Origin of the sequence: Tropicimonas isoalkanivorans (assembly GCF_900112335.1) — a bacterium.
GTDB classification, from domain to species: Bacteria; Pseudomonadota; Alphaproteobacteria; order Rhodobacterales; family Rhodobacteraceae; genus Tropicimonas; species Tropicimonas isoalkanivorans.
Window position 1 is genome coordinate 53,278 of sequence record NZ_FOLG01000003.1, and the last position, 18,874, is coordinate 72,151.

Sequence of the window (18,874 nt, forward strand, 5' to 3'; positions counted from 1 at the left end):
TCCGTGATCCAAGCCCTTGCTACCATGACTGCCCTGGGTGTCGGTTTCGGCACGATCCTCGGCATCGCCGCGCGCCGCTTCCACGTGGATTCCCCAGCCATCGTCGACGAGATCGAGAAGATCCTGCCCGGCACGAACTGCGGTCAGTGTGGGTTCGCCGGATGTCGTGGGGCAGCCGAAGCGGTGGCCGCAGGCGATGCGCCGGTCACGCTCTGCCCGCCGGGAGGGCGCGATGTTGCGATGCAACTGGTCGAGGTTGCCGGGCCGGAGTGCGGCGGCGGGGTCGCCGACCTGTCCAGCCTCGCCGAAACGGAGCCGATGGTCGCCTTTGTCTTCGAGGATCACTGCACCGGCTGCACCAAGTGCTTCAAGCGTTGCCCGACCGACGCCATCGTCGGCGCGGCCAAGCAGATCCATACCGTTATCAACGATGCCTGCACCGGCTGCGAGGCTTGCATGGAGGTCTGCCCGACCGAGGCGATCATCCTGCGCAGCAAGCCGCGCACCTTGCGAAACTGGCACTGGCCCAAGCCCGGCGGCACCGTCGGGACGGCCGCTTAGGGACACCATTCCATGAAGCTTTTCTCACTTGCCGCCCTGAAACGGACCTCCGACATTTTTGCCATTCGCGGCGGGATACATCCGGAGACGCGGAAATACCTGTCCGCGCAGAGTGCCATAGAGCAAATGCCGCTGCCGTCGTTGATCCGGGTGCCGCTGCAACAGCATGTGGGCGCCGAGGCGGTTGCGCTGGTCAAGCGCGACGACCGGGTGCTGAAGGGCCAGTTGATCGGCAAGGCCCGGGGCGCGATTTCGGCCAACGTGCACGCGCCAACGTCCGGGCGGGTAATCGCGGTCGGCCATTTCGCGGCGCCACACCCGTCCGGACTGCCGGTCGCAACGATCACGATACGGCCGGATGGGAAGGACGAGTGGGGCCCGCGGATGCCCCGCCTTCGGCCGGAGGACGCTGACCCGAACGAGATCGCGGAGCGTGTGATGGAAGCCGGCATCGTCGGCATGGGCGGCGCGGTCTTCCCCGCGGCGGTGAAGCTCAACCAGCGCGAGCGTTACGATCTGCACACACTGGTCATCAACGGCTCCGAATGCGAGCCCTATCTCACCTGCGACGACCGCCTCCTGCGCGAGCGCGCCGAAGAGATCGCCGACGGAATCCGCATCCTCGCCAGGGCGGTCGGGGTTAAGAAGGTCATCATCGCCATCGAGGCCAACAAGCCCGAAGCAATCGAGGCCATGCGGCGCCACACCTTCGCCATCGGGCCGGAGGCGCGGGTGACGAAGGTGCCGACCCTCTACCCGATGGGCTCAGCCCAGCATCTGGTCAAGGCGGTGACGGGCCTGGAGGTGCCGGCGCGCGCCCGTACGGCCGAACTTGGCGTTTTGGTCCACAACGTCGCCACGGCCTACGCCGTTCACAAGGCGGTGCGCTACGGCGAGCCCCTGATCTCGCGGGTGATGACCGTCTCCGGACAGGGTGTGAAGCGCCCCGCGAACGTTGAGGCACTGATCGGCACGCCGGTCTCCGACATCCTCAAACAATGCGGCGGCCTGACGGGAGAGCCCGACCGGTTGCTGCTGGGCGGCCCGATGATGGGCCTGCCGATTCTGAGCCTGCGGGTACCGGTCATCAAGGGCACCAGCGGCATCCTGGCACTGATGCGGACCGAAACGCGGCCGCGCGCGGAAATGCCCTGCATCCGCTGCGGCGGCTGCGTGAAGGTTTGCCCCTGCGGGCTGATGCCGATGGAAATGCACGCGCGTATCCAGGCCGACGACCTTGACGGCGCGGTCGATCTCGGCCTGCCGGACTGCATCTCCTGCGGCTCCTGCTCGTTCAACTGTCCCTCCAACATCCAGCTCGTGCAGGGCTTCAACTACGCTCTCGGACGGCTGGCCGTGAAACAGAGCCAGAAGCACCAACAGGAGGAGACGAAACGCCTCGCAGCAGCACGCACGGCCCGCATGGACGCCATCGCGGAGAAGAAACGCGCCGCCATGGCCAAACGGAAGGCGGAAATGGCCGCCAAGAAAAAGCGGGAGGCTGAGGCGGCTGCGGAGGCTGGAGCGGCCAGACCCAATCCGCAGGAGGCTGCCGAATGATTCCGCAGGCCATTGTCAGCGGGCCCCATGCCCATTCCAAGTTCTCGGTCGCCGAAACGATGGCGTCGGTCATGGCGTGCCTGACGCCCGCAACCTGCCTGGGCTTCTACCAGTTCGGCTGGCCGGCGATTCTGCTGTTCTCCGTCACGGTGCTGAGCGCGCTGGTCTTCGAGGGACTGTGCCTCGCCATCGCCGGGCGACCGGTGCCGCGGTTCCTGTTCGACGGCTCGGCGGCGCTAACTGGCTGGCTGTTGGCGATGACACTGCCGCCCTGGGCGCCGTGGTGGGTGGGCACGGTCGGCGCCTTCATCGCCATCGTCATCGGCAAGCACGTTTACGGCGGCCTTGGGCAGAACCTGTTCAATCCGGCGATGGTAGCGCGTGCCATGCTCCTGATCGCCTTGCCGGTGCCCATGACCATCTGGGTCCTGCCGGACCCGATGGGCGCGCCCGGTGCGCCGGGTCTGGCCGAGGCGATGGTGATCACCTTTGGCGGCGGCGGCAATATCGATGCGGTCAGCGGCGCAACCACCCTCGGCTTCGTGTCCGCCGGTTTGGACGGCGGGCGCACCCTGACGGACATCATGCCAGAGACCGCCGCGCTCAAAAGCCTGTTCTTCGGACACGTTGCCGGCAGCCTGGGAGAGACCAGCGCGTTGCTTCTGCTCGGGGGTGGCCTGCTGCTCATCGCGATGCGGGTCATCCGCTGGCAGACCCCCGTCGCCGTGCTCGGCTCGGTCGCCGCCCTGTCCGGCGGTCTGCACCTGATCGATCCGGCAACCTTCGCCTCGCCGCTCTGGCATCTGACGTCCGGCGGTCTGATGCTCTGCGCCTTCTTCATCGCAACCGACTACGTCACATCGCCGATTTCTGGGCTTGGCCAACTCGTCTATGGCGCGGGAACGGGGCTGCTGATCGTGCTCATCCGCACGTGGGGCGCTTTTCCCGAAGGGGCTGCATTCGCCGTGCTGCTGATGAACGCCTGCACCCCGCTGATCGACACCTGGACCCGGCCGCGCATCTTCGGGCGCGACCGCAAGGGCCGCCCCTTGGAGATCCCGCAGGGAGGGCGCCCATGAGCGACGAAACGATGACGGCGCCCGCCAGTGACGCGTGCCATTCCGCCCCGTCTGCACCGCGTGCCGCACGAAACAGGGTCTCCGAAACGCTTCGGGAATGGCCGGTGTCCCATGGACTTCTTCTCGGCGCATTCTCGCTCTGCACCGCGCTCGCTCTGTCTGTCGTCGACGACGTGACGCGCGGCTCGATCGCTCAGCGGTCGGCGGAGGACCTGCGGGCATCCCTGGCGCAGGTGGTGCCGGAGGAAATCCATAACGAAGCGCTGACGGCACATTTGCTGGACTTGCACGATCCGGAAGCTGGGCCGGTGACAGTCTACCGGGCGGTGAAGGACGGCGCCGTGACAGGCGTGGCCTATGAAATGACGGGCTACGGCTATGGCGGCCGCATCCAAGTGCTGATGGGGATCGATACCGAGGGCGAATTGCTCGGCGTCCGCGTGCTGTCCCATTCCGAGACGCCTGGGCTGGGCGACAAGATCGAGGTGGCGAAGTCCGACTGGATTTTGGGCTTCACCGGACTGTCCCTTACCGATCCGGCCCCAGCTGACTGGAACGTCCAGCGGGACGGCGGCGTCTTCGACCAGTTCTCCGGCGCCACCATCACACCCCGTGGCGTGGTGGGTGCCATTCGCGAGGGATTGGAGTTGTTCGAACGCAACCGCGCCGAGATGCTCGCACCACTGGACGACCCTTCGAGCGAGGAGACGGGCTGATGGCCTCCGACTACGCAAAGATCGCCCGAAACGGGCTGTGGGACAATAACATCGTCTTCGGACAGCTCTTGGCGCTTTGTCCGCTGCTTGCGGTCACCGGTACGGCGACCAACGGGTTGGGCATGGGGCTTGCAACTCTGGCAGTCATGGTGATTTCGGGGATCGCCGTATCGCTGTTGCGCAACCTCATCACGCCGGAAATCCGAATTCCGGCTTTCGTGCTTGTCATCGCCTGCATCGTGACGGTGGTGGATATGGCGCTCAACGCTTGGCTGCACGATCTGCACAAGGTCCTGGGCCTCTTCATCCCCCTGATCGTGACCAACTGTGCCATTCTGGGCCGGGCCGAATCCTTTGCCTGCCGCAACACGGCGCCGGCAGCGGCCTTCGACGGCCTGATGATGGGCCTTGGCTTCACCGCGGCGCTGGTGGTTCTGGGGGCGGCGCGGGAAATCCTCGGGTCCGGTACGCTCTTCGCCAATGCGTCCGTCCTGTTGGGCAAGCGGTTCGGCTTTCTCGAAATGACCGTGATTCCGAACTACGACGGCTTCCTGATGCTGATCCTGCCGCCGGGGGGGTTCGTCATGCTGGGAATGCTCCTCGCGCTGAAATCGCTTGTCGATTCTCGCAATCGATCACGTGATGAGCCTGCGCCATCCGGCGGTGGAGAGCGAATTTTCACGGCGGCGGGCGTGCTGCAGCCGGACGCAGGAGAAGGGACGGCAGGATGAATGTCGGTATCGCATTTGCCAAGCAATCGGCGCAGGTCTGGATCAAGATGGAGGTCCCGGATGGGGCCACAGTGCAGGAGGTGATCGAGCTCTCGGGGCTTTTGAAGCAATTTCCGGAGATCGACCTGGAGACCAACAAGGTCGGGATTTTCGGCACGGTCTCCAAGCTGTCGGCTACGGTCAACGACGGCGACAGGGTAGAGATCTATCGTCCGATCCACCCGGAGGCCGAGTTGCTGGACCGCAAGGACACGCGTGGCTGACACGCTGGGCGACCCCGCCTGCGGTCTGCATCGTCATTTCGAGCGGGCGTCCGGTTACGGCCGGCGCGGACTTGCCTGATGGGCAGGCGTCGCTAGCTTAGGGCGTGTGCACCAGAAATAACCTCACGAAAGGAATTCACGATGGCCCGCACCGCATCCGCCGAATGGTATGGCGACCTTAAGTCGGGGAAAGGGTCGATGAGTTCGACCTCCGGCGCGTTCACTGATCTGGCTTTCTCGTTCAAGACCCGGTTCGAGGACGAGCCCGGCACGAACCCCGAAGAACTCGTTGCAGCCGCCCACGCAGGGTGTTTCTCGATGGCGCTGTCGAACGAACTGGCGTCAGCTGGTTTGAATCCGGAATCGGTGAAGACCTCCGCAGCCGCATCGCTTGGCGAGAAGGGCGACGGGTTTGCAATTACCGCCATCAAGCTCACCACGGTGGCGAAGGTACCGGGCGCTGACGAGGCGAAGGTTCGTGAAATCGCCGCCAAGGCGAAAGAGGGCTGCCCCATCTCGCAATCCTTGACCGCCGATATCAGCCTGGACCTGACTGTCGAGACGTGATCGGAATTTTTCGGTTCGACATTCCTAAGCTGCAATAACCACGCTGGGACGGACCGAAATAGCCATGACCTGACGAATGGCGCGGGCACTTGATGGCCGCGCCATTTATTTTTGCAATTCACTTAAAAGATTACCGAAACAATAGAGCAAAACTCCACATCAAGGTTAAAAATAGACAACCGGGAAGCGCGAAAGCCGCAATTCGTTAATATTTCGTGTCGAACAGGTTTGGCGTGAAGGCAACTATTTAAGCCATTTTTCAGCAATGTCTCCGCGGTGAAAGACAGGAGGCATCGTATGACCGTGGAAGTTTGGGGAACGTCGCCCGCGCTGCCGGCAACAGGGGGCGGAAGCTGGACGGCGGTGGAACGCGGGCCGATCGCATGGGGGTTCGGACCACCCCAACCAGATGGAAATTATAAAATTATTTCTGATTCTTGCGTCGCATCCGCCACCAATCCCGCGGTGAGGCCGGTTCAATGACGTATTCACGAAGCGTCGTACACTGTTTCATGAGCTTCCCGCTCCGCGAACCGGACCGTTCGAAACTTTCTGCAATTCCGTTTCATCCTGCGACCCTATTCGCCAACGGTGAAGATGGGGCATTCTTCGATGCCGTTGTCGCGTCTTCAATCTACCCGGATGAATGCTTCAATTTTCCTTCCCAATACGGCGACACCGTTGGCGGGTTGATCGACCAGAGCCAATCGATGAAGCTTGGACCGGATGAGTTTCACGGGTTCGACGTGTTCGATACCGGCGCCTGGACGGACAACGGCGACGGCTCTTACACCAGCATCGCCAACAGCTACCAGAACCTGAAGATTTACGGCCAGAATTTTGCCGACAACCAACGTATTGGCGATCTCTTTCAGTGCCAGGTCAACGTGGATGAGTATGTTTCGGGAGCTGGGTATGAGTGGGTAGACTGCTTCTACACGATTTCGGACAATTTCGTCTCGGAGCTGGGGCTCAACACCAGACTCCGAATGATAAAGGATGCCGGTGGGTATCTTTGGTTCCGAGAGCGTATCACCGCAGGTACTGTCTCCGGATTCTCGCTCAAGAAGGTGTTGGGCAACCATAGCCATCAGACCGATGCAGCGTTGCGACCGACCTATCAGACGATGCTCGGCGACATCGACGCAGGCCCGCATGTCCAATTCGACGGGGTCGATGATGTGCTGCCGGTGACCCTGCGCGGGACATCCAGCGATGGCACGGCTTACACCACGGAGACGGCCTATACCGTCGCGCTACACCACCCCCTTGATGGATGGAGCTTCACTGAAGGGCTGACCTTGGCTCAGGCTCAGGTGATTTCGTCCGATTTCTCGCAAGCTCTCATCATCAACCGGCCGCTGACGGACGGTGAAAAGACCGCGCTGGAGGTGCGGTATCCTACCCCTTTTTCCTAAGCAGAGGCCGTTGGGATGACAACGGTTTCTGGTTCGATGAACAGAACTGGATCGAATGATGCAAACGATCGCCGCGATTGATGTACTTGGCGACGTTCGGAAGATCCTGAACGCCACCGGGCTTCACAAGACATATGGCAGTGTGGCCGAGATGCTCGCCTCTTCGGACACGGTTCGGGAGGGGGAGATTGTCGGTGTGCCCGCGCTTGGGCATTGGTATGTCGGCGCCAAACCGGGGGCCGGGAACCCGCACCTGACCATGGCCTCCGGCTCTGGCCTTCATGTCATGCCGCGCAGCAAAGGGGTTTGGCATGCAGGCGCCTGGGGGCTGGATCCCACGGGCCAAGTTCCCTGTCATTCGGAAGTCGATGCAGCGATACAGGTGGCTCTCCAAAGCAGTGACACTCCGGTCGTCCTGATGCCCAGCGGGACGTTCCTGTTCCGGAACAAGGCCGGCGCCGCTCTGACACGCGATCAGCGGTTCACGTTGAAAGGCACAGGGGCCACGACGATCTACATGGCGGCCGGCGGGTTCTCGATCCAAGGCGAGGAGTTCCTGACAACGACCCTTGCAGAGGCTGTAGGCGAGGAGGATCGATACGCGCTCCTTACGGATGTGACCGGGATCGAGGTCGGCGATACGTTTGTCGTTGCGGCGGATGTTTCGCTGGAAACCGGCTGGAACTACGACAAACTCGACATTCGGCGTGTCATCAAGATCGAGGGCAACAAGCTCTGGGTCCATAAGCCGTTCCGCTGGCCGCACGATCCGGCGGAGACTGGCCACCGTGTCAACGTGTTCTCCCCGGCGGAGGGCAACATCAGCGGGATCCATTTCCTTTCCGATGGCAATAGTTATGGCGCGCCTAAGGTCGTCCTCAGCCGCCTCACCGGGGGCACGCTCTCCGACGGGTCCTACACGGGCAAGACCGTCGGATGGACCGGCGGCATCTTCATGGACGGGCCGCATCTGGTGAATTGCGTCGGGGTCCATCTGTCCTGGGACATCACCAACGGGCGGTACTGCCCGCATGTGTCCGCTTCATACGGGTGCCGCTATCACGACGCGACCGTGAAGGGCATCCGGCACTTCGACACGAACTCATGGTCGGAAGACAACGTTTTCGAGAACATCATCGGTTTGCAGACACAGGGCGTGGTGCAGTCGCATCCGAACACCGGCAACATCTTTCGCAACATCACCGACAGCCTGATGGATGACATACTTGCGGGTTATGACCTCCGCGGGCTGGGAGAGACCATCGAGCACTGCCGCTCCGTAAGCGTTGCGCGGCAGGGAAAGTCCAACACATGTGCCCCGCTCATCAAGTCGGAATGGCTGCCCCAATGCACGAAATACATTCGTCGCGTCTCCGACTACTACGCGCCACGCCTGACGATGAGACATGGCAAGGACGGCTGGAACATCTATGAGAACGTCCGGTCGCATGACATCAAGGGCCAGTGGAACGAGGCGGCGCACACCCGGATCTTCATCGACCCGAGCTGCGTATCCCGCACGACGGATGCGGCTGCGGCTCCGGACAAGGACGCCAACGAGCAGCGTGGTCCAGTGATCGTTCCGTTCGTGAAGCATTATCGCTCCAACGCGGACCCAGTCGCGATCGACGCCATCTCGGAAGCATCGCCAGCCGTCGTAACGGCGGCCGGACATGGTCTGACTGACGGCGATGTGGTCTGGATCTATGACGGCAGCGGCGAACATTACCAGATGCAGACGCATGCACGGGTCGCCAACGCGAGCGCCGACACATTCGAGGTTATGTCGCTCGACGGCACGCCGTTTGATTATACCGCGCCCGTCGCGCCTTACAGCTCCGGCGGCAAGGTCACGCGGCAGGAAGAGGTCGATTGTATCAACGCCGGCGCACACCCGGCGACGGGCCATCTCGGCAAGATGCACTTCCTGACCAAACTGGCGGAGGGTCTTACGGGGAGTTCGTCCTACACCAGGGAATTCACCTACCGCGCCTACCATCAGGACAACATCGATCAACAGGGACGCAATGCGATCTTCACCTTCCGGGCCGGATCGGGCGCCAACCTGTCAGAGCGCCGATTTCATGTCGGCTACGACCAGGTGAACCCCTCGAGCGCGATACTCACGGAGATCGGCGACTTCGACAGCGACAATGGCGCGCTCGACATCACGGACGTGTCCGCCACCCGCCACCTCCAAAGCGAGGTGACCGCGGAGGGCACCTCCTTCTGGCCGGGAGACTTTGGCGCCCGCTACTTCATCGCGTTTTCCGTCACGGTGACTGCGGCCGAAGCCGTCGACTGGCTCGAGGTTGAGGTCGAGGACTGGAGGAATTCTCCCCTGCGCGATGACGTGATTGCTTTCCGATAGGACCAATACGATGCCCAAGATCATCAACCATGAACCCGCAAATTCCGTTCGCGCAAAACTCAACGCGACGGGACTGCGCAAGACCTATTCTTCCGTCGCGGAGCTCCTGAACGCCACCGACGCGATCGCCGAGGGCGAGCTCGTCGCCGTTCCCATGTCCGGACATTGGTACATCGGCGCGGCATCCGCCGCCTCGGATCCTCACCTGACCACCGCCGGCGGAGCGAAGCTTTACGTCTTGCCGGAGAATGACGCCTGCTTCAGTTTCGGCGCCTGGGGTCCGGACGACACGGGCGCGGACGATGTGACGGATCTTCTGAATGCGGCCCTCGATGTGGTCCTGCGGAGTGGCGTCGGAACCTTGCTAATCCCGGGCGGCGTGTACCGGCTGGAGGGCGAGGTCCAGCGGGACCTGACGCGGGGGCAAAAGCTCACGCTCCGGGGCACCGGGGCAACCAAGCTGCACCAGACCAACGGCGCATTCTCGATCCGCACGGCCTCCTTCCTGACGACATCTCTGGCAGAGCGCGTTGAGGCCGAGGAGGTCGAATGCGTTCTCAAGGATGTCACCGGGCTCGAAGTTGGAGATCTGCTCCTTTTCCGGTGCGACGAGAACCTTGAGACGGAATGGAACGACGACAAGATCGACCTACGACGGATCACCCGGATCGATGGGGCGACCGTATGGGTGAACAAGCCTTTCCGCTGGCCACATGACCCTACCGACACCAATCACCAGGTGCTGGCCCATTGGCCGGCCGAGTGCCACATGGATGGGATCGACGTCATCGGCGCAGCCGACGAGACCGGCGGAACGGCGTTCGGCTATTTCGCCCTGACGGATGGCAGCATGAGGAACGGCTCCTTTTCGGGCGGTGCCGTGGCGGGCACGGACAGCGCCTTCACTGAGGGTCCGACCGTGAGCCGCTGCTACGGGGTCGAGATCTCGCTCAATATCTCGAACGCCCGTTATGCACCGAGCTTGTCTTCGAGTTTCGGGTGCCGCTTCAGCGACGCCGCGGTCAAGGGCGTTGGGCATTGCGACATGAGTGCCTGGTCCGAAGATTGCGTCGTGGAAAACGTGATCGGGATCCAGACGCAGGGGCTTGTCCAATCTCGGTCCAACACGGGCGGAATCTTTCGGAATATTACCGATGGCGTTTCCGACGATGCGCTCTCCGGGTTCGACCTGAGGGGTCTGGGAGAGACCGTCGAGCACTGCCGTACAACGAGCGTCGCGCCGGCGGGCACGGTCAATACCTGTGCGCCGCTGCTTAAGGACCAATGGCTGCCCTATGCGCGAAAGTACACCCGCCGCGTGTCGGATTTCTATGCTCCACATGCGACGATCGCCTTCGGCAAGGACGGCCGGAACACCTTTGAGCGCATCCGGGTCTGGGAGACGCGGGGAAACCGGTTCGAGGCGGATCAAACGCGGGTCACTTTCGATCCGGCCTGCGTTTTTCTCAACCGGACGGTCGGCCGTAAGAACGACAAGTTGAAGGTCGAGCAGCGGCTTCCGGAGACAGTCCCGATGGTGTCTCATTACCGCTCCGACGCGCCCACACTCGACATCACCTCCATCACCCAGACGACCCCTGCGGTCATCACGGCTGGCGCGCATGGGTTGACGGATGGCGACGTGGTCTGGGTCTGGGGTGGCGACATGCCCGGGATCGGGGGCTATTTCACGGTGGCGAATGCCGCCGCGGACACCTTCGAGCTTGCCGTCGATGCGACCGGATTTCCGGCCTATACCTCGGGCGGCAAGGTGACGCGTCAAGCCGCAACGGAGTGCATCGAGCTCAACTTCTATCCTGCCGTCGGGCAGCTCACGAAGTCCCATGTCATCGCCAAGCTGGCCGAAGATCTCACCGACGCCTCGCCGTATACGCTGACCTTCCTCTACCGGCCCTTCACTCAAGACACGGTGGACGAGGGTGGAGCGAACATCCGCCTGACGATTCGCGCCGGGACGAACGTCGATTACTCGGAGGCGGTGTTCCACGTCTCGATGCACACGACGAACAACACCGCGGAGATCACCCCAATCAGCGATTTCGATAGCAAGGTCGCGGATCTCGACATCTCCGACGTGACGGTCACACCGCACTTCAAGACCAATGTCGAAGCCGAGGGCTGTAACAATTGGGCCGAAGATGCTGGCGGACGGAATTACCTCCAGATCGCCGTAACTCTGGCCTCCCCGGAGAGGATCAACTGGGTAACGGCAGACATCGAGGGATGGCGCGGCGCGATCATGCCAAATTCCTCGGCCGCATGAAGTTACGCAAACCGGGGGTTCCGGCCTGCTGTGCCCGTGCCAACCGGTTCCATTCGACGGCTCCTGCTCTTGGCGGGGGCCGTGTCTCGTATTTCCAGCCACGGTTCTTGAGAGCAGAGTCGGCTTGGTCTAGATGTCCCCTCGAACAGATAGCTGCCGGGCTATGGCCGGTCGCTGAATGGGCGGAAGATTGACGGCGCACTTTCGAGAGGTCGCTTTCCGGCAGTCTGATGGGGGCAAGGTGACCAGGTCCAAATCTCCAACACACACCCTTCCATCGGTGGACCCGGTGGCGGTCGCGAAGCGGGTTCTCGACACTGAAAGCAACGCCTTGCGGCGGTTGCAGAGCGAGCTCCCGGAGGACTTTGCGTCCGTTGTCGAGGTGATCCTGGGCAACAGCGGCCGCGTGATCGTTTCGGGGATGGGCAAATCGGGTCACGTCGCGCAGAAGATCGCCGCCACCCTCTCCTCAACCGGGACGCCCTCCCATTTCGTTCATCCGGCGGAGGCCAGCCACGGCGACCTCGGGATGATCACGGCGAAGGATATCTGTATACTGATCTCCAACTCTGGCGAGACCGCGGAACTGGGGGATCTGATCGCTCACGCGCGGCGGTTCTCCGTTCCCATTGTGGGGATCTCCCGTGCCCCCGACAGCACCCTGATGCGCGCGGCGGATTTTCGGCTGCTGTTGCCGGACGCGCCGGAAGCTTGCCTCATCGGCCTCGCGCCCACGACCTCCACAACGATGTCCCTCGCCCTCGGCGACGCGTTGGCGATGGCGTTGATGGAGTCGCGCGGATTCGCACCGGAAGACTTCGGGCGACTGCATCCCGGCGGTAAACTCGGGGCGCAACTCGCGCGTATCGGCACGTTGATGCACGGGCCGGAGGCCCTGCCCCTGGTGCCGGAAGACATGCCGATGCAGGAGGTGCTGATCGTCATGAGTTCCAAGGGGTTCGGCATCGCGGCCCTGGTGGGCGCGGACGGCCGGCTCGCCGGCGTGATTTCCGACGGCGACCTTCGGCGCAACATGGATGGCCTCCTGACCCGCACCTCGGGAGAAATCGCCACCCGCAGCCCGGTGACGGTCGGGGAGGAGATGCTGGCCGCAGAGGCCATGGCGCTGCTGAACGAGCGCAAGGTGACTGCATTGCTCGTCATTGACGGTCAGCGGCGGCCCATCGGGGTGGTTGGCATTCACGATCTGCTGCGGGCGGGCGTCGCGTAACGTCGGGCGAGATTGACCGACAGCCTCAGGCGGGGGACAACGGACACATGCGAGAAGAGCCATGAATACCAGAACAGTCACCGTTGGAGACATCGCCGTCGGCGGTCGGGAACCCTTCGCCCTGATCGCGGGGCCTTGCCAACTGGAAAGCCTGCCGCATGCGCGCATGTTGGCCGAGCGCCTTTTGGAGGCCTGTGCCCCGACCGGCACGAAACTGATTTTCAAGGCCAGCTACGACAAGGCCAACCGGACCTCGCTCTCCGGCAAGCGCGGCCTCGGGATGGAGACGGGACTGGAAATTCTCGGTCGCATTCGCGAGGAATTTGGCTGCCCGGTCCTGACAGACGTGCACGACGAAGGCCAATGCGCGCCGGCGGCCGAAGTGTGCGACGTGCTCCAGATCCCTGCGTTCCTGTGCCGGCAGACGGATCTATTGCTGGCGGCGGGGGAAACGGGACGGGCGATCAACATCAAGAAGGGGCAGTTCCTCGCGCCCTGGGACATGGCCAACGTGGCCGCAAAAGTGGCGTCGACTGGCAACGAGAGCATCCTGCTGTGTGAGCGCGGAACGTCCTTCGGCTACAACACGCTGGTCAGCGATTTTCGCGCGTTGCCGATCATGGCCGAGACAGGCTGGCCGGTCGTCTTCGATGCCACCCACTCGGTGCAGCAGCCGGGTGGTCAGGGGGGCGCCTCGGGCGGGCAGCGGGAGTTCGTGGCGCCGCTGGCGCGCGCGGCGTGTGCCGTCGGCGTGTCGGCCCTGTTCATCGAGACGCACGAAGACCCAGACAACGCGCCGAGCGACGGTCCGAACATGGTGCCGATCGACCGGATGTCCACGCTGATTGGCGAACTGCGGGCCTTGGACGACCTGACGAAGGCCTCCGCCGACAACCGGGGGTAGCGGCGGTTAGTGGCGGGGAACACCCGCTGGCCGCGACAGCCGCTTGAGCGCGGCGGTCCGGTAGGCCGCATTCGGCGCGCCATAGTCATTGTAGCCGCCCCGGCGCTCAACGATCTCGAAGAAGAAGCCGTCGCCATAGGGGCGCGAGTAGAGCTGGAAGTAGGCCCCTCCCGCTCCGTCCTCGTCGTAGAGAATGTTGGCAGCCTTCAGATCGGCAACGGTCTCGTCGTCAAGGCTGAACCGGGATTCCAGATCGGCATAGTAGTTCTTCGGGATCGGCAGGCTCTCGAAGCCGTTGTCGGCCAGCTGCCGGGCGGTCGCGAAAATATCGTCGGTCGCGAAGGCGATGTGCTGGACCGAGGAGCCGAAGCTGTCGGACACGAAACGACCGGCGAAGGTGCGATGTGTGTCCACTCCGTTCAGCGTCAGCCGGATCGCCCCGTCGGTGCTCTGCAGTGCCCGCGAATGCACGATGCCGTTCGGGTCCGGCACATCCACTGCCGGCGCCTTCTCGATTTCGAAGATCGAGGTGTAGAACAGCGCCCAGGTCAGCATCTCCTCGTGCTTCATCACCTGTGCGAGGTGGTCGATCCGGTTGAGGCCCGCCGGCGTCGCCGCGGCGTCGGGTTCGAGGGAGCGAAATTCCTTCTCCCAGACCTTTCCGAGCTCCGACTCCTGGTCAAGGAAATGCAGCACGGACCCGCCCACGCCCCGCACGGCGGGAATGTCCAGCTCGCCCGCGCCGAGGGGCTGGGAGAACAGGTTGGCGCCGAGCACGCGGGCGCGTTCCACCGTGGCGCCGGCGTCCTCCACCATCAGCCCCACGTCGCAGACGCTGGTGCCGTGCATGACGTAGGAGGAATGCGCGAAACCTTCCTGCTCGGTATTGATTACGATGTTGATGTCGCCCTGCCGCCAAAGGGTCACCGACTTCGCGATATGCTGCGCGACCGGCGAGAAGCCAAGCGTGTGGAGCATCCCGCCGAGCGTCTCTGCCTCGGCGTCGGAGGCCGAGAACTCCACGAACTCCACGCCATGAACACGACCCTTGGCCGGCATCTCCGGCACGTCGATCTTCGAGGCTGGCTCCGACCGATTGAGTTCATCGGCGAGGTAGAGCAGAGAGCGATAGCCATCCAACGCGGCGATCCGAGCACTGCTGCCGCGCACCTGATCGTTCAGAATCTCCAGGCTGAACACCCCGTCATAGCCCGTGCCCGCGACGGCGCGCAGGAAGTCCAGAACAGGCAGGTCCCCCTCCCCCGGCATGACGCGGAAATGGCGGGACATGTACTCCAGATCCATCGCGATCATCGGCGCGTCGGACAATTGCACGTGGAAGATCTTGTCGGCGGGGATCGACCGGATGCCTTCCGGGTCGACCTTCTTGGCAAGCGTGTGGAAGCTGTCGAGGATGAGCCCCACGGCCGGGTGGTTTGCGCGCCGCACCACCTCCCACGCGTCGCGATAGTCCGACACGAACCGCCCCCAGGACCGCGCCTCATAGCCGATGCGCATTCCCCGCGCGGCGGCCCTTTCGCCAAGCTCGGAAAAGTCGGCGGCGATACGGTCGACGCCGCCGAGGCTCTGGGCGTGGGTGCTGGAGCTGACGAGCAGCAAGTCGGTGCCAAGCTCCTCCATCAGGTCGAAGCGCCGCTCGATCCGGTCGAAGGCCTTCGCGCGCAGCGGCTCCGGCAGGCCCTCGACGTCCCGCACCGGCTGGAACAGGTCGATCCGAAGACCGTGATCGCGGACCATCTCGCCGATTTCTCCCGGCGACCCGCTGTAGGCGATGAAATCCTGTTCGAAAATCTCGATCCCGTCGAACCCCGCCTGGGAGATGGCTGCGAGCTTGTCGCGGAGATCGCCGGCGATCGAAACGGTGGCTATGGAGGTCTTCATCGCGTGGTCCCTTCTTCGGCGATGCGGCGGCGCGCCCAGGGCCGCGCCGCTGCGTGGCCGGTCAATCCGTCGATACGTGGCCCACGTTACCGTCGGGCGAGTAGATGTCGAGGATGTTCCAGTGTCCCGAGGTGGGAGTTGGGTTATTGACCATCGCCACGTCGATGACGGTAGGTTTGCCGCTGGCGATGGCCGCTTCCAGAGCCGGCTTGAAGCCGTCCGCGGACGTCACCCGCACCCCCTCGCAACCGTAGGCACGCGCGATTGCCGCATAGTCCGGCGTCTGCTCCGCCGGGCTCGCCGCTTTGGGGAACGTCGTCCCGTGGGTCAGGCCATAGTTCGCCTTTTGCAAACCGGCGATGGTGCCATAAGCATTGTTATTCATGATGATCCAGATCACCGGCGTGTTCTCCGCCACCGCCGTCGCCAGCATGGCCGGGTTCTGACCGAAGCCGCCGTCCCCAACAAGCGAGATCACAACCCGCCTGGGCGCCGCAATCTTGGCCCCGATGGCCGCCGGGGGACCGAAGCCCATGGTGGCGAAGCCGCCGGGGATCAGGATCGAGCCGGGTTCGTAGATGTCGAACTGCTGCGCCACGCCATTCTTGTTCCAGCCGACGTCGGAGGTGAGGATCGCATCGCGCGGCATTGCGGCGCGCAGGTCGGCCAGAATGCGTTCCGGCATCATCGGATAGGCGTCCGAGGTCTGCATCTCCGTGTTCTTCTCGGCAAAGGCCGTCCGCTCGGCGGCGATCTTCTCGTCCAACCCCGGCGCCTTGCGCCCCTCCGGCAGCATTTCGCGGGCCACCTTGTTCAGCACCTTCAGCGCCGCCTTCAGGTCCGCCACCACGCCGATCTCCGTCGGGTAGTTGCGCCCGATCTCCTGCGGCTCGATGTCGATGTGGATGAGCCTGGTGGCTCCCTCGCCGATGTTGAACGTGTACTCCGGATACCATGAGGAGCTGTCGGCTTCCTTGAACCGGGTGCCGAGGGCCAGGATCCAGTCCGCCTTCAGCGTCTGCTCGTTGGTGAATTTCATTCCCCAGAAGCCGGTCATGCCGAGCACCAGCGGGTGATCGTCGGGCAGAACGCCCTTGCCCATCAGCGAATGGCTGACGGGGATCTGCATGTGATCAACGAAGTCCCGCAGCTCGTCATAAGCGCGCGAGAGCGCCACCCCGCCACCGACGTAAAGCACGGGCGACACCGCATCGGCCAGATTGGCGATGATCTGCCGCGCCGTCTCCTCGTCAATCGCCGGTTTGACGAGTGCACGCGTGCTACCACGCAGCCGATCCCAGCACGCCACGTCCACCTCGGCAGAGAACAAGTCCATCGGCACATTCACCAGCACCGGGCCGGGCTGGCCGCTCTCAGCCAGCAGGAACGCCTTTTCCATGATCTCCGGCAGCAGCTCCGGCGTGTCGACCCGCCAAGCGCGCTTCACGAAGGGACGGTAGATCTCGTATTGGGCGGCGTCGCTGTGCAGGTTCACCTCCTGGTGGGGGTGCTTGCCGTAGTAGTAGGACGGCACGTCGCCCGCGATCACCACCATCGGGATGCAGTCGAGCGCGGCATTGGCCACGCCCGTCGCCGCATTGGTCAGTCCCGGCGAGAGGTGCGAGAGCAGGACCGAGGCCTTGCCCGTCACCCGGGCGTAACCGTCGGCGGCATGGGCTGCGATCTGTTCATGGCGCACGTTGATGAACCGCAGCTTGCTGTTGGCCATCGCGGAAAGCACCGCGATGTTGGTGTGCCCGCACAGGCCGAAGATGTGCTCCACCCCGCGCCGCTCCAGGTAGCGCACAAGCTGGTTGGCGTTCAGGTCCTTGCCGGGGGCGATGTTGTCCTTGGCCATCACATGACCTCCGTGTTGTAGAACTCGCCGAAAAGCTCCTCGTCGGACGGCCGGTCCATCGGGATCGGCCGCGCCACCCAGGTGATGTTCATGTAGTGCTTGAGCGAGACGTTCTCGTTGGTGATGTTGCCGCCCCAGATCCCGCAGCCGAGCGAGGACGTCATCGGCATGCCGTTCTCGAAGCTGCCGGCGTTGGCCTTGGATTGCGGCTGGCGCACCATGATGCGGGAAACCGGCGCGTTCTGGGCGTGACGGAGGATGCGCTCCTCGTCGAAGGAATAGATGCCGCAGGAGTGGCCCTTGCCGCCGACGTCGAATATTTCGCGAACCATGCGCAACGCGTCGTCAAAATCCTTCGCACGGTAGAGCGCCATGACCACGGACAGTTTCTCGGAGGAAAACTTGTGCTCCTTCCCGATGCCGTCCTGTTCGACCATAATGAACTTCCGGTCCTCCGGCAGATCGAACCCGGCGATCCCCGCGATCGTCTGCGCAGAGACGGCCACGGTGTTGATCGTCCGGCGCCCCTCGTCGTCCCACAGCGCCTTCTCCAACAGCGCCTTTTCCTCGGCGTTGCAAAGATAGCCACCCTCGGCGATCAGGGCGTCCTTCATCTGGTTGTAGACCTGATCGACGATGATGAGGTTGCCGTCGGCGGAGCAGCCGGAGCCGAAGTCCGACATCTTGGAGATGCGGGAGTTCATCGCCGCTTCGGCAATGTCGGCGGTCTCGTCGATCACCATGGTGGAGTTGCCCGCGCCCACGCCGTAGGCCGGTTTGCCCGACGAATAGGCCGCCTGCACCATCGGCTTGCCACCGGTGGCGAGCGTCAGGTCGCACTGGCTCATCAGGTAGTTCGTCATCGGAATCGAGGGCTTCTCGACGCACTGAAAGATATCCTCCGGCGCCCCAAGCTTCTTCAGCGTCTCGCGCATGACGCGAACCATCTCGAACGTCGTGGCCTTCGCCCGCGGGTGGGGCGAGAAGATGACCGCGTCCTTGCACTTGATGGCATAGATGCCGGTGACCGGGGGGGTCAGTTCCGGGTTCGTCGTGGGGATGAGGGAGGCAATCACGCCGGCGGGCTTGGCGATCTTGGTCAGGCCCTTCTCCGGGTCCTCCTCGATCACGCCAACGGATTTCTGGCGCAGGGCGTCGCGTAGGACACCGAGGATCTTGAACCGTTTGCCGGCCCGCCCCGCCCGGTCGCCAATGCCGCTCTCGTCCACACCCATCTGGGCGATGCGGACGAACGTCGTCTCGTTGCCGCAGTTCCAGCCGAGCGCCTGGGCCAGCCGGTCCACCTGCGCCTGGTCGTAGTCCTTGATCTGCTCCATCGCCTGCCGGGCGCGGGCAAGCATTGCGTCGACGGTGTCGATCTCTTCCTGTGTAATATCACGGGCCATGTGGTTTCCTCCTGATTCTATGA

15 protein-coding genes are annotated in these 18,874 nt (G+C 63.5%); 12 read left to right on the plus strand and 3 right to left on the minus strand.

Annotation, left to right across the window (positions count from 1 at the left end; genetic code table 11):
- The first annotated feature begins 3 nt into the window (after positions 1-3).
- The 12 genes from BM075_RS07470 (at position 4) to kdsA (ending at position 13,685) form a co-directional block, all read left to right on the plus strand.
- Positions 4-561 (plus strand): RnfABCDGE type electron transport complex subunit B, encoded by a 558-nt coding sequence (locus BM075_RS07470; RefSeq protein ID WP_093360050.1) that lies wholly within the window; start codon positions 4-6, stop codon positions 559-561.
- 12 nt (positions 562-573) lie between these two features.
- The gene (gene rsxC / locus BM075_RS07475; RefSeq protein WP_093360051.1) at positions 574-2,121 is read left to right on the plus strand and encodes an electron transport complex subunit RsxC; all 1,548 of its coding nucleotides are present in this window, start codon (positions 574-576) and stop codon (positions 2,119-2,121) included.
- Positions 2,118-3,200 (plus strand): RnfABCDGE type electron transport complex subunit D, encoded by a 1,083-nt coding sequence (locus BM075_RS07480; RefSeq protein WP_093360052.1) that lies wholly within the window; start codon positions 2,118-2,120, stop codon positions 3,198-3,200. The genes rsxC and BM075_RS07480 overlap by 4 nt, the downstream gene beginning before the upstream one ends.
- A complete protein-coding gene (rsxG, locus tag BM075_RS07485) occupies positions 3,197-3,916 on the plus strand; it encodes an electron transport complex subunit RsxG (RefSeq protein ID WP_245758773.1) in 720 nt (239 codons plus the stop codon). The genes BM075_RS07480 and rsxG overlap by 4 nt, the downstream gene beginning before the upstream one ends.
- Complete coding sequence (locus tag BM075_RS07490) at positions 3,916-4,647, plus strand: electron transport complex subunit E (protein ID WP_093360053.1); 732 nt, start codon at positions 3,916-3,918, stop codon at positions 4,645-4,647. Before rsxG ends, BM075_RS07490 begins: the two co-directional genes overlap by 1 nt.
- The gene (locus BM075_RS07495; protein ID WP_093360054.1) at positions 4,644-4,910 is read left to right on the plus strand and encodes an RnfH family protein; all 267 of its coding nucleotides are present in this window, start codon (positions 4,644-4,646) and stop codon (positions 4,908-4,910) included. Before BM075_RS07490 ends, BM075_RS07495 begins: the two co-directional genes overlap by 4 nt.
- A gap of 141 nt (positions 4,911-5,051) precedes the next feature.
- Entirely contained in the window at positions 5,052-5,477 is a 426-nt protein-coding gene (locus tag BM075_RS07500) for an OsmC family protein (protein ID WP_093360055.1), read from the plus strand.
- 512 nt (positions 5,478-5,989) lie between these two features.
- Positions 5,990-6,895 (plus strand): hypothetical protein, encoded by a 906-nt coding sequence (locus tag BM075_RS07505; protein WP_093360056.1) that lies wholly within the window; start codon positions 5,990-5,992, stop codon positions 6,893-6,895.
- Between the two features lie 55 nt (positions 6,896-6,950).
- A complete protein-coding gene (locus BM075_RS07510; RefSeq protein ID WP_093360057.1) occupies positions 6,951-9,266 on the plus strand; it encodes a hypothetical protein in 2,316 nt (771 codons plus the stop codon).
- A gap of 10 nt (positions 9,267-9,276) precedes the next feature.
- Positions 9,277-11,550: a hypothetical protein gene (locus BM075_RS07515; protein WP_093360058.1), complete on the plus strand. Its 2,274-nt coding sequence runs from the start codon at positions 9,277-9,279 to the stop codon at positions 11,548-11,550.
- 289 nt (positions 11,551-11,839) lie between these two features.
- Positions 11,840-12,781, plus strand: a complete 942-nt coding sequence (locus BM075_RS07520; RefSeq protein ID WP_245758774.1) for a KpsF/GutQ family sugar-phosphate isomerase — start codon at positions 11,840-11,842, stop codon at positions 12,779-12,781.
- A 61-nt stretch (positions 12,782-12,842) separates the two neighbouring features.
- Positions 12,843-13,685 carry a 3-deoxy-8-phosphooctulonate synthase gene (kdsA, locus tag BM075_RS07525; RefSeq protein ID WP_093360060.1) on the plus strand — a complete coding sequence of 281 codons (843 nt, stop codon included), beginning with the start codon at positions 12,843-12,845 and terminating at the stop codon, positions 13,683-13,685.
- A gap of 6 nt (positions 13,686-13,691) precedes the next feature.
- Here kdsA and BM075_RS07530 read toward each other — a convergent pair whose 3' ends face one another.
- From BM075_RS07530 to BM075_RS07540, 3 genes are all read right to left on the minus strand, one after another.
- On the minus strand, positions 13,692-15,587 hold the full coding sequence (locus BM075_RS07530; protein WP_093360061.1) for a bifunctional sugar phosphate isomerase/epimerase/4-hydroxyphenylpyruvate dioxygenase family protein: 1,896 nt from the start codon (positions 15,585-15,587) through the stop codon (positions 13,692-13,694).
- Positions 15,588-15,648: 61 nt separating this feature from the next.
- Complete coding sequence (locus BM075_RS07535; RefSeq protein ID WP_093360062.1) at positions 15,649-17,445, minus strand: thiamine pyrophosphate-binding protein; 1,797 nt, start codon at positions 17,443-17,445, stop codon at positions 15,649-15,651.
- A complete protein-coding gene (locus tag BM075_RS07540) occupies positions 17,445-18,851 on the minus strand; it encodes an aldehyde dehydrogenase family protein (protein WP_093360063.1) in 1,407 nt (468 codons plus the stop codon). Before BM075_RS07540 ends, BM075_RS07535 begins: the two co-directional genes overlap by 1 nt.
- Between the last annotated feature and the right edge of the window lie 23 nt (positions 18,852-18,874).

Bases quoted from the DNA above. Each gene is read 5' to 3' on its own strand.
- BM075_RS07495 (WP_093360054.1), top strand. From the start codon at position 4,644: ATGAATGTCGGTATCGCATTTGCCAAGCAATCGGCGCAGGTCTGGATC.
- BM075_RS07480 (WP_093360052.1), top strand. From the start codon at position 2,118: ATGATTCCGCAGGCCATTGTCAGCGGGCCCCATGCCCATTCCAAGTTC.
- rsxG (WP_245758773.1), top strand. From the start codon at position 3,197: ATGAGCGACGAAACGATGACGGCGCCCGCCAGTGACGCGTGCCATTCC.
- BM075_RS07505 (WP_093360056.1), top strand. From the start codon at position 5,990: ATGAGCTTCCCGCTCCGCGAACCGGACCGTTCGAAACTTTCTGCAATT.
- BM075_RS07490 (WP_093360053.1), top strand. From the start codon at position 3,916: ATGGCCTCCGACTACGCAAAGATCGCCCGAAACGGGCTGTGGGACAAT.
- kdsA (WP_093360060.1), top strand. From the start codon at position 12,843: ATGAATACCAGAACAGTCACCGTTGGAGACATCGCCGTCGGCGGTCGG.
- BM075_RS07500 (WP_093360055.1), top strand. From the start codon at position 5,052: ATGGCCCGCACCGCATCCGCCGAATGGTATGGCGACCTTAAGTCGGGG.
- BM075_RS07530 (WP_093360061.1), bottom strand. From the start codon at position 15,587: ATGAAGACCTCCATAGCCACCGTTTCGATCGCCGGCGATCTCCGCGAC.
- BM075_RS07535 (WP_093360062.1), bottom strand. From the start codon at position 17,445: ATGGCCAAGGACAACATCGCCCCCGGCAAGGACCTGAACGCCAACCAG.
- BM075_RS07510 (WP_093360057.1), top strand. From the start codon at position 6,951: ATGATGCAAACGATCGCCGCGATTGATGTACTTGGCGACGTTCGGAAG.
- BM075_RS07540 (WP_093360063.1), bottom strand. From the start codon at position 18,851: ATGGCCCGTGATATTACACAGGAAGAGATCGACACCGTCGACGCAATG.
- BM075_RS07515 (WP_093360058.1), top strand. From the start codon at position 9,277: ATGCCCAAGATCATCAACCATGAACCCGCAAATTCCGTTCGCGCAAAA.
- rsxC (WP_093360051.1), top strand. From the start codon at position 574: ATGAAGCTTTTCTCACTTGCCGCCCTGAAACGGACCTCCGACATTTTT.